14 protein-coding genes are annotated in these 13,348 nt (G+C 43.5%); 3 read left to right on the plus strand and 11 right to left on the minus strand.

Going from position 1 to position 13,348, the window contains the following annotated elements; genetic code table 11:
• A partial coding sequence (locus tag RM049_RS03845) for a HEAT repeat domain-containing protein (protein ID WP_322703224.1) occupies nt 1-948 on the minus strand: 948 nt, incomplete at its 3' end.
• 252 nt (nt 949-1,200) lie between these two features.
• On the opposite strand from RM049_RS03845, the gene RM049_RS03850 reads away from it, so the two are divergent.
• On the plus strand, nt 1,201-1,386 hold the full coding sequence (locus tag RM049_RS03850) for a hypothetical protein (RefSeq protein WP_322703225.1): 186 nt from the start codon (nt 1,201-1,203) through the stop codon (nt 1,384-1,386).
• 172 nt (nt 1,387-1,558) lie between these two features.
• Here the strand turns inward: RM049_RS03850 and RM049_RS03855 are convergent, their stop codons facing one another.
• The 3 genes from RM049_RS03855 to aepY form a co-directional block, all read right to left on the minus strand.
• A complete protein-coding gene (locus tag RM049_RS03855) occupies nt 1,559-2,035 on the minus strand; it encodes a hypothetical protein (RefSeq protein WP_322703226.1) in 477 nt (158 codons plus the stop codon).
• Nucleotides 2,036-2,262: 227 nt separating this feature from the next.
• Nucleotides 2,263-3,351, minus strand: coding sequence for a 2-aminoethylphosphonate aminotransferase (locus RM049_RS03860; protein WP_322703227.1), 1,089 nt, complete (start codon nt 3,349-3,351; stop codon nt 2,263-2,265).
• 91 nt (nt 3,352-3,442) lie between these two features.
• Nucleotides 3,443-4,603: a phosphonopyruvate decarboxylase gene (gene aepY, locus RM049_RS03865; RefSeq protein ID WP_322703228.1), complete on the minus strand. Its 1,161-nt coding sequence runs from the start codon at nt 4,601-4,603 to the stop codon at nt 3,443-3,445.
• A gap of 50 nt (nt 4,604-4,653) precedes the next feature.
• Here aepY and RM049_RS03870 point away from each other — a divergent pair, with 50 nt between their 5' ends.
• Nucleotides 4,654-5,073 (plus strand): hypothetical protein, encoded by a 420-nt coding sequence (locus RM049_RS03870; protein ID WP_322703229.1) that lies wholly within the window; start codon nt 4,654-4,656, stop codon nt 5,071-5,073.
• Here RM049_RS03870 and aepX read toward each other — a convergent pair.
• The 5 genes from aepX to tpiA all read right to left on the minus strand — a co-directional run bounded on the left by aepX (nt 5,027) and on the right by tpiA (nt 10,147).
• Nucleotides 5,027-6,682 (minus strand): phosphoenolpyruvate mutase, encoded by a 1,656-nt coding sequence (gene aepX, locus RM049_RS03875; protein WP_322703230.1) that lies wholly within the window; start codon nt 6,680-6,682, stop codon nt 5,027-5,029. The two genes, RM049_RS03870 and aepX, sit on opposite strands and share 47 nt — an antisense overlap.
• A 179-nt stretch (nt 6,683-6,861) precedes the next feature.
• Nucleotides 6,862-7,617 carry a phosphocholine cytidylyltransferase family protein gene (locus RM049_RS03880; RefSeq protein WP_322703231.1) on the minus strand — a complete coding sequence of 252 codons (756 nt, stop codon included), beginning with the start codon at nt 7,615-7,617 and terminating at the stop codon, nt 6,862-6,864.
• A gap of 169 nt (nt 7,618-7,786) precedes the next feature.
• Nucleotides 7,787-8,500 carry a 2OG-Fe(II) oxygenase gene (locus tag RM049_RS03885; protein WP_322703232.1) on the minus strand — a complete coding sequence of 238 codons (714 nt, stop codon included), beginning with the start codon at nt 8,498-8,500 and terminating at the stop codon, nt 7,787-7,789.
• Nucleotides 8,501-8,533: 33 nt separating this feature from the next.
• Nucleotides 8,534-9,139: a CDP-alcohol phosphatidyltransferase family protein gene (locus RM049_RS03890; protein ID WP_322703233.1), complete on the minus strand. Its 606-nt coding sequence runs from the start codon at nt 9,137-9,139 to the stop codon at nt 8,534-8,536.
• A gap of 276 nt (nt 9,140-9,415) precedes the next feature.
• Nucleotides 9,416-10,147: a triose-phosphate isomerase gene (tpiA, locus tag RM049_RS03895; protein WP_322675149.1), complete on the minus strand. Its 732-nt coding sequence runs from the start codon at nt 10,145-10,147 to the stop codon at nt 9,416-9,418.
• Nucleotides 10,148-10,453: 306 nt separating this feature from the next.
• Here tpiA and RM049_RS03900 point away from each other — a divergent pair, with 306 nt between their 5' ends.
• On the plus strand, nt 10,454-11,935 hold the full coding sequence (locus RM049_RS03900) for a GTP-binding protein (protein ID WP_322682385.1): 1,482 nt from the start codon (nt 10,454-10,456) through the stop codon (nt 11,933-11,935).
• 189 nt (nt 11,936-12,124) lie between these two features.
• Here RM049_RS03900 and RM049_RS03905 read toward each other — a convergent pair whose 3' ends face one another.
• Both RM049_RS03905 and hisF read right to left on the minus strand, forming a co-directional pair.
• Nucleotides 12,125-12,316: a hypothetical protein gene (locus RM049_RS03905; RefSeq protein WP_094348875.1), complete on the minus strand. Its 192-nt coding sequence runs from the start codon at nt 12,314-12,316 to the stop codon at nt 12,125-12,127.
• A 99-nt stretch (nt 12,317-12,415) separates the two neighbouring features.
• Nucleotides 12,416-13,189, minus strand: a complete 774-nt coding sequence (gene hisF / locus RM049_RS03910; protein ID WP_322675124.1) for an imidazole glycerol phosphate synthase subunit HisF — start codon at nt 13,187-13,189, stop codon at nt 12,416-12,418.
• Between the last annotated feature and the right edge of the window lie 159 nt (nt 13,190-13,348).

The following is a 13,348-nucleotide window of genomic DNA, read 5'->3' on the forward strand; positions in this document are numbered from 1 at the left end:
TTGTGGAGCTTGTTCCTTGGCTTGCATCTGCCCTAGTGCCTCTGCTGCTGCTTTATGGATATAGGTTTCAGGATCTTCTTCGAGCAGTTTAGCAACTAGTGGAACTACTTCCTTGGCTTGCATCTGCCCTAGTGCTTTTACTGCTGCATCACGGATAACACCTTGAGAATCTTCGAGCAGCTGGACAAGTTTTGGAATTTGTTCCTTGGCTTGCATCTGCCCTAGTGCCTTTATTGCTGCATAACGGGCATCAACGTTAGAATTTGTGACCAGCAGGGCAACTTGTGGAACTACTTCCTTGGCTTGCATCTGCCCTAGTGCCTCTATTGCTGCACCACGGACACCACCGTCAGAATCTTTGAGCAGCAGGACAACTTGTGGAGCTTGTTCCTTGGCTTGCATCTGCCCTAGTGCCTCTATTGCTGCACCACGGACACCACCGTCAGGATTTGTGAGCAGTTTAGCAACTTGTGGAGCTTGTTCCTTGGCTTGCATCTGCCCTAGTGCCTCTGCTGCTGCTTTACGGACACCACTGTCAGAATCTTTGAGCAGCAGGACAACTTGTGGAGCTTGTTCCTTGGCTTGCATCTGCCCTAGTGCCTCTATTGCTGCACCACGGACACCACCGTCAGAATCTTTGAGCAGTTTAGCAACTAGTAGAATTTTTTCCTTGGCTTGCATTTGCCCTAGTGCCTCTGCTGCTGCTTTACGGGAGACTGCTGAATCTTTATCCTGCAACTGTTTGGCAAACTGTTTTACAAGCTCATCATAGTTTTTTATCTGGGTTTTAGGGTTATCTAGCTGATATTTCTGTAAGTTTTGCCCTGCTGTATCCCTGACTTCGGGTCTTGGGTCTTTCAGGGCTGCTACGATACCGTTAATCTGCCATGCTTCCAACTTAGGTTTTTCTTCAGCGTTTACCCAAGGTAGAGAGAGGAAGAGAGTCAAGAGTAGGGTAAACCAGAAAAGGAAAAAGAGCGAAAGCTTGTTAGTGTGACAGGGAGTTGTGAGCATAAATCAGGGCAAGGCGGCAGATTGCACGCGGTTATGAGTATAACAACAAGCTTGCAATTCCTAATTCCTGATTGAGAAAGTCGGATGTTATGGGGTAAACTGTCTAGCCGTCACAGTTCATAGGACGGGCGAGACGCCCATCCCACAAGAATAGTTAAATATTTTTTAGTTGGAAATGCCTTAATTTTGATTGACGAGTATCAAAGACTCGCTCACGAGTATCAAAGACTCTCGCGCGAGTATAAAAGACTCGTCCACGAGTATCAAAGACTCGCCCACGAGTATCAAAGACTCGTCCACGAGTATCAAAGACTCGTCCACGAGTATCAAAGACTCGCCCACGAGTATAAAAGACTCGCCCACGAGTATTAAAGACTCGCCCACGAGTATTAAAGACTCTCGCGCGAGTATCAAAGGCTCGCCGACGAGTATCAAAGACTCATTCATTTACATATTGCACTACAAGATTAAAATTGCGTTTAAATGCCAGATCCCCGACTTTTTTGAAAAGTCGGGGATCTTATCTTGTGCGTTGAACTACAGCTTATGAATTAGAAGCAGCTTTAGCAGGTTTACTTTTAATAGCCTTAAAACGATCGCCTAACTGTTCGGCAAGACTTTTTAACCCTGGAGTTTTCTTAGCAGCAGTCTTGACGTAATCATAAACTGTCAAGCTGCTGCCCATTGCTTCGCTACCGACAGCCATTAAGGTATCATCTACTTGTTCTGTCAGTTGTCGCAATCCAATCAAAAGCTCAGTAAGTGTGATTGCTAATTGATAATCCCGCACAAATTCATCGACATCAAAGCTGGCTGGGAGAATATCTCGGTTAGACTGGGCCGCAGTCAGGCTGGTATTGACGAAAGCTAGGCTTTTATCGCCCATCTTAAATAACTTGCGTCGTTCTTCTACACTCAGGGTTACGAGAAAAGGCATCTTCGCTTGGATAGTCGCAAACGCTGCTTTAATTTCTTGGATATCTGCTGGGGAAAGGGAGCCTGTAATATTTTGGTAAGCCATTGGTTATTTACTGTGGTAAATCTGTTTGTTATGATTCCCACTGGTAAATGCGATCGCACAGTATTTAAGGAATGGGGAGTAGGGAAAATAACCTCTCTGGTGTACACATAAGTCGAATTACCCCCCTTAATCCCCCCGATGTATTGGGGGGAAACAAGAAAAATCCGGTTCCCTCCCCTTTGCAAGGGGAGGGTTAGGGAGGGGTAAAACTTACGCTTCAAGTCAGTTTAACGAATAATTTCCTTAACAACGCCAACAAAGCGTTCCATGTCGGCTTGGGTAATGGCTCCCATTGTCGAGACTCGAAAGATTGATTGAGCTAAATTCCCCTGTCCAGAATAAATTATATAATCTCGTGCTTTCAGTTGGTCGTGAAATTCTTCATAGCTGAAACCGTCTGGTAAGTAGTAGGCATTCAAGACAACGGATGAACTGCCAAGAGGAAGTAGGGGTTTAATTCCGATTGAGGCTAACCCGTCTCTAACTAAGCTGGCAAGTTGGTTGTAATGGTTGTGTCTGGCACGCCAACCCCCTGCTTCTGCCATTTCTTGCAAAGCTTCTGTTAAAGCATAAAATGTCTGTACTGATTGCGTAAAAGGTGTGCCGCCTCGTTCTTGCTGCTGGTAATAAGTTGCTAAATCTAAATATAAGGTGCGGGGGATCGTGTCTACTGATGGCAGTGCATCCCGTTGCAGAATAACAAAGGACGTTCCGGGAACACCATGCAGACATTTATTCGCTGTCGCAGCGCAAGCAGTGATTTCCCAATCTGCAAAATTTAATTCCTCAGCACCAAAGCTGCTGACTGCATCTACTAATAGTTTGATACGGCGTTCTTGGCAAATTGGCGCAAGTTCTGCCAAATTATTTAAGCGGCCGGTAGTAGTTTCGTGATGGACGACAGCAAGGTGGGTGATGTCGGTGTTTTCATCTAGGAGTTTGACTAAAGCATTGATATCTATTTCGCCATCCCAAGGATGGGAAAGTGTGATGTAATCAATGCCGTGGATTTTGGCGATTTTGGATAGTCGTTCGCCATATACACCGTTTTCAATGACTAGTAATTTTCCGTTTGTGGGTACTAAACTACTAATCATTGCTTCCATCGCGGCGGTTCCAGAACCGGTCAGGAGAACTGCTGCCCAACGATCTTTTCCAAGCCCATAAACTTGAAGTAGCTGTTCGCGGATTCTGCTTTGAAGTTGAGAAAATTCTACTTCACGGTGGCATAAATCAGGACGTAATAAGGCGTTTCGGACGCGATCGCTCAAATTAACGGGACCGGGATTTAGTAAAATCATTTTGTCATTTGTCATTTGTCATTGGTCATTGGTCATTTGTCATTGGTCATTAATAAATAAAGAGTTTGTACTTTGAATTTATTAATTACGAATTACGAATTACGAATTACGAATTACCAATGTGTTTCATGAAGCGTTGTAAAACTGCTTCTGGGGTGATGTTGGGTCTGGGTAGCTTTTCTAGAGTTCCGGGACGGATTTTCAAATGAGCGAATTTAGGTCTAGTGTCGCTATCTGCGGTAAATAAGGCATCTAAAATCGAAGGATCATCTCCGGCTAATGTCACGCCGTAACCGCACGCTTCGGCAATTTTGGCAAAGGAAATACCCGCAGATACGGTGGCTTGTGCGCCTGTGGAATCGTGGACTTCATTATCTAACAGAATATGGGTCAAGTTAGCACCGCCATAAGTGCCGATGGTCGCAAAATTACCCATTCGCATTAATGCTGCCCCATCACCATCAATTACTATTACCTTCAGGTCTTTCCGCGCTAAGGATAATCCCAATCCCATTGAGGAAGCGCAGCCCATCGAGCCGACCATATAAAGATGATTGGCGCTGTCTTTACTGGCGAAGAGTTCCCGTCCCGTATATCCGGTGGTGGCAATTATTACAGTGTTTTCTGGATCGGTAAGTTCCACAATCCGAGCTAATGCTTCGCTGCGAGAAATGCGTTGTTCTTTGTTATCCCGAAAAAAGCTTTGCTGAATATGAGCGCTATGACTATTTTCTCGTTCGGGGATAGAAGAACGAGTGAGTGCATGGGGGGCGATCGCTCCTTTACGCATAATTAAAGCATAAGGACAGCGTTCTTGTTGCATATAGGCTGTGGCTCTTTGCAGAACTGGTTCTATTTCTGCTGCATCTGTAGGAAAATATTCCCAAGGTATAGTCATTGTTTGCAGCAATTTCTCTGTGATTTGCCCCATTAATTGATGTTGCGGTTCATCTTGCAACAAGCGATCGCCTCTTAAAGTACAAATCAGCAGTAATGGAATCCGAAAGATATAAGTGAGGGAGGTTAGCGGGTTAACTGCATTTCCCAAACCAGAGTTTTGCATCATCACCACTGCGGGTTTTCCAGCAATTGCGGCTCCAGCTGCGATCGCTACTGCATCTCCCTCATTGGCTGCGGAGATATATTTAAGTTGAACGTCATTGATGACGTAGTTAATAAAAGGCGTGAGAAAAGAACAGGGTACGCCAGTGTACCACCCAAAGCCAAGATTACGCGCAGCTTCTACAAATTCTTCTGCCTGAATCATAATTATAAATTTACAGCTATTTTCAGGTATTTAAACGATTGAAATGGGGAGTGGGAAGTTGGGAGTGGGGAGGAAAGATTATTAGTTCGACCTCTGAACTCGGAACTTCAGCCTTTGAACTCGGAACCTCGACCTCTGAACTCGATACTCCGACCTTTGAACTCGGAACTTCGACCTTTGAACTCGGAATTTCGACCTTTGAACTCGGAACTTCGACCTCTGAACTCGGAACTTCGACCTCTGAACTCGAAACTCCGACTTCTGAACTTGAAACTCCGACTTCTGAACTCGAAACTTCGACCTTTGAACTCGGAACTTCAGCCTTTGAACTCGAAACTTCAGCCTTTGAACTCGAAACTTCAGCCTTTGCACTCAAAACTCCGACCTCACAATGCCCAATGCCCCATGCCCCATGCCCCATTTCTATTGTTTCAATTGAAAAGCAAGGTCAAGATCGTCTAAAGAATTAACATCTAACCAGTTACCGCGAATATAAAGTACCTTGATCGGTTTGCCTTGCTCGATTAAATAATTGCATAATTCTGGCAAACCCAGACTATTGAATTCCGGTCGTTTTTGCAACTCATTGAGTGCTTCACTAACCCATTGTCTACCTTGACTCCGCAAGCGCAACATCCCAATCCAGCGTCCGCTAGAGTTTCCTAATTGCGTTTGTGTCGTTTTAGAAACGTTCAACAGGTTGACATCCTGTCCAAACAGAGAAAGATCGTCTGTAATTGAGCAATAGGCGTAGTCAGGTGAACCGCTAACAGACTTGCTGTTCGCCACAGAATCAACTACAGCCACAATTTCTCCGGGACATTCTAATAAATCTCGCAGGATGTAGCTTCTAAATAGTAAATCGCCGTAAAGCACCAGCATTTCTTCGCCAAAACTAGCTTGAGCTACGGCTAAGGATGCTAATTCTCCCGTTGTTTCATAATCTGGGTTGCGGATGACTTTAGTCCCCGGAACATTGATGGTTTCTGCTTTGTAACCGGCGACAACCGTAATATCATTGATAGCAAGTTTCTTGAATTTGTCTACCAACAACCTGAGTAGAGGTTTACCTCCAAGGGGTAACATTACTTTTGGTTTATCTTGCGTCAATCCGGCTAATTCTTGGCCTCTGGTAGCAGCCAAAACGATCGCTTGGGTATTTTGTCGTCCGTTGTTAAAGTAGCGTTTTTCAGCTTCTATAAGTTCATCCGCGCCCTGTAGCCGGAAGATTTCTTTTACGGGTGCAATATCATCTTCAATGTTGATTAAAGTTTCGCTGGCTTTTACTTCGCGGGCGATCGCTTGCATACTAGCAACAGCAGCTCGAATCAGATGGTTTGCCCAGATGACCAAATTAACTTCCGCTTTGCGAAAAACATCAGTAGGTGTGCTGTAATATTTGGTCGGTATAAACACTAACGGGGAACGACCTGCCCATTCTTTAGCAAAGGCTAGCACTTGATCGGGGCGCGATGATTTACTGTGAATCAAAATCGCGTTTGCTCCTGCGGCGTGGTAAGCTTCACCTCGGCGCAAAGCCTCCGAAAGATCCCAGCCAGCAATCAAAGCTTCGAGTCGGGCGACAATGCAAAAATCTGCATCTGTTTGACTATCTTTACCCGCCTTAATTTTGCCGCAGAATTCATCAATATCAGCTAAAGCTTGGCGACTACCATTGATAAAGCTGTTGGTTTTGGGGAAAAGCTTATCTTCAATACAAACTCCAGCAATACCTCGCTGTTCTAACTTCTTAACCAGGCGGCGCATATTATTAAAGTTGCCATAACCAGTATCCCCGTCTAATAAAATCGGGATGCTGGTGACATCAGACATGAACTCTAGCATTTCTACAACTTGAGTCCAACTGGCTTCATTATTATCTCGAACGCCATACTGAGCTGAAAGGGCTAGTCCACTCGCCCAAATTCCTTTAAATCCAGCCTCTTCCACAATCCGGGCGCTAATCCCATTGTGAGCTTCCATAATGAAGTCGAGTTGAGGCGATTCTAGTAATAACCTTAATTGGGCACACTTATTTAATTTTGCAGAGGTATCATTGGGTGCAAATATTTGATGCATTTATTCTGCTTTTCTCAACCTATATAATATTGCGATTCTCAATTACATGGAATACAGACCTAACCCCCAGCCCCTTCCCTACAAGGGAAGGGGGGTAAGAATTCAAAGCCTCTCTCCTTTTAGGAGAGAGGTCAAACTGTAATGCATCCAAACCAAAACCGCTATAAATGAAGATATTTTCAGACATGTTCTGCGACTTCTATCTGAGGTAAAATCTCGTTTTGGGCGCGTTGAATATCCTGGGGAAAATCGATTTCGAGCCAAGGTAAACCAGTAATGTCTTCGTAGCCAAATGTTTCTGGAGTTTCTAAGAGCAGATCCCGAATTACTTCTTCATAAGGTTCATTATCCCGTCCGTCTGCAACATATTGTTCTGTGCGAATCGCAAGACGGCGAGCAACAGCACTTTCAAAATGAAAGAATCCTACTGACTCACCCGCAAAATCATAAGCTAAACCAGGAGCTAGTTGTTTACGAAACTCCACGAGATAATTATCTCTAACACAAAGCTTTACGGGTTCATCTCCCGGTTCAAAATCCCGATCTAATAAAAAGCTGTTGAGGATATTTGTCTTTACCAATCGTTCGATGATGCGGCGATCGCACAATACATCTGCATCCATTAATAATATGTCATCGCCAGCAACTAAATGCTGACGTACAGTCCAAAGGCTGATTACACTGCCTTTGGTGTAGTCAGGATTATAAATTGTACTGACCCAACTTTCGGCTCCTAATGCTTTGATTTCATCCTGAATTCTTTCTGCTTGATAACCCACAGCAATCACTACTTCATCAATTTGGTAATGACGGAGATTGTTAAAATGGCGCTCTAGTAAAGATTTGCCGTTAAAATTCAGTAAGCATTTGGGTTGGATTTGCCCATCTTTACCTAAGCGTCGTCCAACGCCAGCAGCTAAGATAATTGCCTTCATCGTCAAATCACCAACAGTAGCTTAGACACCAGGAAATCTGGAAATTTTCCCAGTATTTTATAATGACTGTTTTTTGCTCAAGACAATATTTGTTAATTAATTCTTAACATAGAGGAGGCAGGTGGTCACTGAGCGTAGTCGAAGTGAGGCAGAAGGGAAAATGGTAGTGCTAAGAGCGAAACACTTGGCGAAAACCAAAATAGGCGATCGCATCTTTCATATTTGAGACAAAACGTTTTAGCATACCCATGCGGGTGTCGGTAACGTATTCCAAAGTCAAAACAATGCGCTTTTCGTTGTCACCTAAAGGAGTAACTCTGTGGTAAAGTTTGTCACCATTGAATAATACTAGAGTACCAGGGGTTATGGAGAGCGATCGCATTTCCGTCTCCCGTTCTGGAATATCTTTGTAGAGTTGATATTCCAGCTTACTGGATGAATTATCAACCAAACCAAGCAACACTGTATAGCGTTTCCCGCGATAGTAAGAAGTATCGTAATGATACTGGATATGGTCTCCAGGCTCAGTGTAATAGTACAGCGCATAAGTGTGGGGATCGGAATCAGGACAGGGAAGGAGCTTTTCTGCCGTAATTTTGTTCAGGAACTCGAAAAAGGCACTGAGTTGATAAAACTCTCCGAAAATCGGAGCAAGGCTATCTAAGCTATAGCGGCTGATACTACCGCCCTTTTTATGATTGGGAATATAGTTGCGGTTGATAGCAGGTTGCAAAGATGGCAACAGCGCCAAAAACTGCTCGATGATGCAGCTAGGGACAAAGTTTTCAACCACCAAAAATTCATTTTGAGCTTGAAACTCAGCTTGAAGTTTCTGGTAATCAACGGCTGCTATAGCTTTATCAATTTCAGTTTGAAGCTCCATTGATAATTATTTATTCTCTCACTGCTTCCTTATCTAGTTTGATTCCGGCTGCGGGAGTGTCCAAAATTGCCAAATTACCCATACTGCAAAGGTTGGCGCGCCAATTGTCGCTGCCATTAATAACGGCTCTAGTCCATTCAGTAAGGGAACTATGGGAAACAAATATAGCACGTCTTCAATGTCAAAGCCGGCGAAATTTGGTTGACGGCTGGCATCTTTACCTAAACGTTGTTCCATTTGGTTTCGCAAATGAAAGATGCAAGCAACAGACACGCCAGATATTATCCCCATCACCAACGCCCACCAACCAAATTTTCCCTCCCTAAGACCATATCCCATACACACAAACAATAGAATATGGATGATAGCGTCACTAGTAAGGTCATATTGATGTCCCCATTTGCTACTTTTCCCACTCAAACGAGCTAATTCACCGTCTGTATGATCGAGAAAGTTAGATAAAGCAAATAACCATGCTCCAACATTAACCCAAATGGGATCGCCAACTGCGAGGGCGACAGCAGCCGCCAACCCTGTCAAAAGTCGCACTGTAGTAAGATGATTGGGATTTACCCAACTGTCTTTTAGAGGTTTAATTAGCCAGTAAGCAAGTTGAGCATCCCAAGGCTTTGCGATCATAGATGAACTTAAATTTGATCTGGTCTTGGAATATATATATAGCGGTTCTCATTTGGATGCAACATCTATTAGGGTAAGTAAGTGGGTGGGAAATAAAGATTTCCAACTTCTGAATACTTAATATCTGGAACATTTGTCATTAAAAACAGTCGTACAAAATTCAATTCTGAATTTTGACCGGAGGCGGAGCGTCTCCGGCTTTGCTCCTGAGTTCTGAATTCTTCTTATCTACATTAGGCATTCCCATGCTCTGCATGGGAACGAGAAAAAAGCACATCACACTGATTTAAAATTCACAATCCGAGCGAAACTCTCAGGTTCTAGACTTGCTCCTCCCACGAGGACACCATCAATTTCTGGTTGAGCCATAATCTCATCAATATTATTCGGCTTGACTGAGCCGCCATATTGAATTGATACATTCGGATTAGTCAACTGGCTACGAATTAAGCCAATTATTCGATTAGCTTCCTCTACTTCACAAGTGTCGCCAGTGCCAATCGCCCAAATCGGTTCGTAAGCAATCACCAAATTATCTTGATCGATATCTACCAAGGCTTTGTCGAGTTGGAGAGCAATAAGTGATTCAGTTTCTCCCGCATCTCGTTGTTGTTTACTTTCGCCAACACAAAGAATTGGAGTCAAACCAAACCTTTGAGCAGTTCGGAGGCGCAGATTAACGGTGGCGTCCGTTTCTCCAAAATATTGCCGTCGTTCGCTATGACCGACAATCACAAAGCGCACACCACTTTCTGCCAGCATTGGGCCAGAAATCTCACCCGTATAGGCTCCATATTCTTCCCAATGGATATTTTGTGCCCCCAGTTGGATGAGGCTACCGTGCAAGGTCTTGGACAAAACGTTTAAATCAGTGAAAGGAGGACACAATATCACTTCTCGCCCTTGGGGGGTTTCCTCTAAATGAGGCAGAAATCCTTGTAAAAACTCTTGGGTTTCTGCCTGGGTTTTAAACATTTTCCAGTTGCCGGCAATAACGATTTTCCGCACAGGTAATTTAGTCAAGATCCTAACGCGTTATATTAGATGCATTTTTCAGTTTATGACGTTTTGTTAGCCATTGGTCATTAGTCATTAGTCATTAGTCATTGGGCATTGGGCACTTGTACTGAGCGTAGTCGAAGTATTGAGCATTGGGCATTGGGCATTGGGCATATTTATTCCCCTTGCCCCTTGTCTCCTTTGTCTGCATCGTCTCGCCAAACCCCTCATAAAAATAACTAGGATAGTAAATGAACTGTATCTAAAATTTAAAATCTAAAATTTAAAATCTAAAATCTAAAATCTAAAATTAATATGACTTCGACATTGCCCGTGCCTGAACCTCATCAAAGCGATTCCGCTAACACTGACGCAAATTCTCTCAGCTGGGAGGAAGAATTGGATAGTGCTATTTTCAGTTTTGAAGACATTCAGACGGAACTGAACTATAAACAAGCACAAACAGCGTTGCGAAACTTGGTAGCCAATCTCGATCTTACTCCCCAGGAAAAAACCGGATTGGAGGCAGAAATTGCTGATTTGGAAATTATGCTAGGGAAGTTAGACCGCATGGTGGTGCAGATTGCGGCTTTTGGCATGGTGGGACGTGGTAAGTCTTCGCTACTAAATGCTTTGGTTGGGCAAACGGTATTTGAAACTGGGCCGCTGCACGGTGTCACCCGTACTGCACAAACAGTTAATTGGAGTATTAGCGAGGAGATGATTGGGGAAACTGAACGTGCTTTGCGTGTGACTCTTCCTGGTGTAGGTCAATCCCAGGTGGAATTAATTGATACTCCTGGGTTAGATGAAGTAGATGGTGCAACTCGTGCCGCCTTGGCTGAACAAATTGCAAAACAAGCAGATTTGATTCTGTTTGTGATCTCTGGCGATATGACAAAACTGGAATACATAGCCCTTTCTCAGTTGCGGGAAGCAGGTAAACCGATTGTTTTGGTGTTTAACAAAGTAGACCAGTATCCAGAAGCAGACCGGATGGCAATTTATCACAAAATCCGGGATGAAAGGGTGCGGGAATTACTCACACCTTTGGAAATTGTTATGGCTGCGGCATCGCCATTGGTGAAGACGGCGATTCGTCGCCCTGATGGTACGAGGGGCATACAGTTGCGTACAGGGAATGCCCAAGTCGAGGAACTGAAGCTGAAAATATTGGAAATTCTGCATCGTGAAGGTAAAGCCTTGGTTGCCCTTAATACCATGCTTTATGCCGACATTGTAAATGAGCAATTGGTTGAACGAAAACTGATGATTCGGGAACAGAATGCCAATCAGTTGATTTGGAAAGCTGTGATGACTAAGGCATTAGCGATCGCACTCAATCCTCTAACTGTGGTAGATATTCTGAGTAGTGTGGTAATTGATATTGCTCTGATTTTGGGTTTATCTAAACTCTATGGCTTCTCTATGACCGAAGCTGGGGCTGTACAGCTGCTACAAAAAATCGCCCTGAGTATGGGCGGTATCGGTGCTAGTGAATTGTTAGCAAATTTAGGCTTGAGTGGATTAAAAACTTTACTGGGAATTTCTGCAACAGCTACGGGTGGCATTGCACTAGGCCCTTATATATCGGTGGCGATTACCCAAGGAGGAGTAGCTGGTGTTTCTTCTTACGGTATTGGACAAGTTACCAAAGTTTATTTAGCCAATGGCGCAACTTGGGGGCCTGATGGGCCGAAAGCAGTGATTAATCGAATTTTGACAAATTTGGATGAGACTTCAATTCTTAACCGGATTAAAGATGAATTACTCCAGAAAGTAAAACTCAAAAAGTGATGTATAAATTAGGTTTGGTCAGCCATATTTATCCTTGCACTTACTTATTCCAGAAGGCAAAAATTATACTTTCGGATACTTTTAAAACATCCTCTTAAAATCAGCTATATATAATTGCTTAGTTATTATTACTTTGTTAAGCTTTCTGGAAACTAAATTTTAAATATCCCCTCTAGCAGTCAGCACTCTCTAGGATACTTGCAACAAATAGGTCATACAATGCCCCATCAAAAAGTAAACTACTAACATGGCAGCAGCAGCCAGAGCAACCAAGGTACCAGCTAACATTAGAGAAAATTCTTTACTCTCGTAGGCTTTTTCCATTAAGTGCAGCGACCACGCTACCAGGGCGACATCAAAAAGTAAAATAGGAAGCAACATATTTCTTAATATTTGTTAATACTTGTAAAATAATATTAACACCCTTTTCAGGAAGTGTGTCTAACCTTAGATAGATGTCATTAAATGAGTAATGGTGGATCAACAGAATGTTCTGACTGGCACGTTGCGATCGCGCAAGTAACTTTTAATTTCTGCTACGCTTAATTGCCCGTAATGTAAGAGTGACGCGAGTAATGCGGCTTCAGCCTTGCCTTCAGTAAGGGCAGTGTAGATATGTTCACAATTACCTGCACCACCAGAAGCAATAACTGGAATTTCTACAGCATTGGCAATCGCCCGTGTAATCTCAATGTCATACCCAGCTTGGGTTCCATCAGCATCCATACTTGTGACTAGCAGTTCTCCGGCCCCCCGTTTTTCAACTTCCTGTGCCCACAATAGGGCATCTAAGCCTGTATTTTCTCTGCCACCCCGCACATACACATCCCAACCTGGATTCTCCGGGTTATTTCTGCGTCTGGCATCAATAGCAACAACTATGCACTGATTACCAAAGCGATCGCTTGCCCGATTAATCAAGTCTGGTTCCCGCACTGCCGCAGAATTAATACTAACCTTATCTGCGCCCGCCCGTAACAAAGCTTTAACATTTTCTAAGGATTGAATGCCACCACCTACAGTCAATGGAATAAAGACCTGTTCAGCAGTGCGGTAGACCACATCTAAAATTGTAGCTCGGTCTTCATGAGTAGCTGTAATATCCAGAAATACTAACTCATCAGCACCGGCTTCGTTGTAAACCTTGGCCAGCTCTACCGGATCGCCTGCATCTTGGAGATTAACAAAGTTAACTCCTTTTACAACCCGTCCCGCCTTCACATCTAAGCACGGTAAGATTCTTTTAGATAACATAATAACTTTTGTACTTCTGGGTAATTAGCCGGAATTTAAATTTTAAATTGGCGCGGGTATTCTCAAACGAAAATTTTCACAAGTATGAGGAATGAGGCATTGGAATTAGGTTATAGGTTACAGGTTATAGATGAATAATCTGTACCCTATAACCTGTAA

It is taken from the genome of Nostoc sp. DedQUE04, from assembly GCF_034530995.1.
GTDB lineage: Bacteria > Cyanobacteriota > Cyanobacteriia > Cyanobacteriales > Nostocaceae > Nostoc.

What these genes read in the sequence shown, in the direction of transcription:
- RM049_RS03890 (WP_322703233.1), bottom strand. Translation starts at nt 9,139, where the DNA reads ATGATCGCAAAGCCTTGGGATGCTCAACTTGCTTACTGGCTAATTAAA.
- hisF (WP_322675124.1), bottom strand. Translation starts at nt 13,189, where the DNA reads ATGTTATCTAAAAGAATCTTACCGTGCTTAGATGTGAAGGCGGGACGG.
- RM049_RS03860 (WP_322703227.1), bottom strand. Translation starts at nt 3,351, where the DNA reads ATGACAAATGACAAAATGATTTTACTAAATCCCGGTCCCGTTAATTTG.
- aepX (WP_322703230.1), bottom strand. Translation starts at nt 6,682, where the DNA reads ATGCATCAAATATTTGCACCCAATGATACCTCTGCAAAATTAAATAAG.
- RM049_RS03880 (WP_322703231.1), bottom strand. Translation starts at nt 7,617, where the DNA reads ATGAAGGCAATTATCTTAGCTGCTGGCGTTGGACGACGCTTAGGTAAA.
- aepY (WP_322703228.1), bottom strand. Translation starts at nt 4,603, where the DNA reads ATGATTCAGGCAGAAGAATTTGTAGAAGCTGCGCGTAATCTTGGCTTT.
- RM049_RS03905 (WP_094348875.1), bottom strand. Translation starts at nt 12,316, where the DNA reads ATGTTGCTTCCTATTTTACTTTTTGATGTCGCCCTGGTAGCGTGGTCG.
- RM049_RS03885 (WP_322703232.1), bottom strand. Translation starts at nt 8,500, where the DNA reads ATGGAGCTTCAAACTGAAATTGATAAAGCTATAGCAGCCGTTGATTAC.
- RM049_RS03900 (WP_322682385.1), top strand. Translation starts at nt 10,454, where the DNA reads ATGACTTCGACATTGCCCGTGCCTGAACCTCATCAAAGCGATTCCGCT.
- RM049_RS03855 (WP_322703226.1), bottom strand. Translation starts at nt 2,035, where the DNA reads ATGGCTTACCAAAATATTACAGGCTCCCTTTCCCCAGCAGATATCCAA.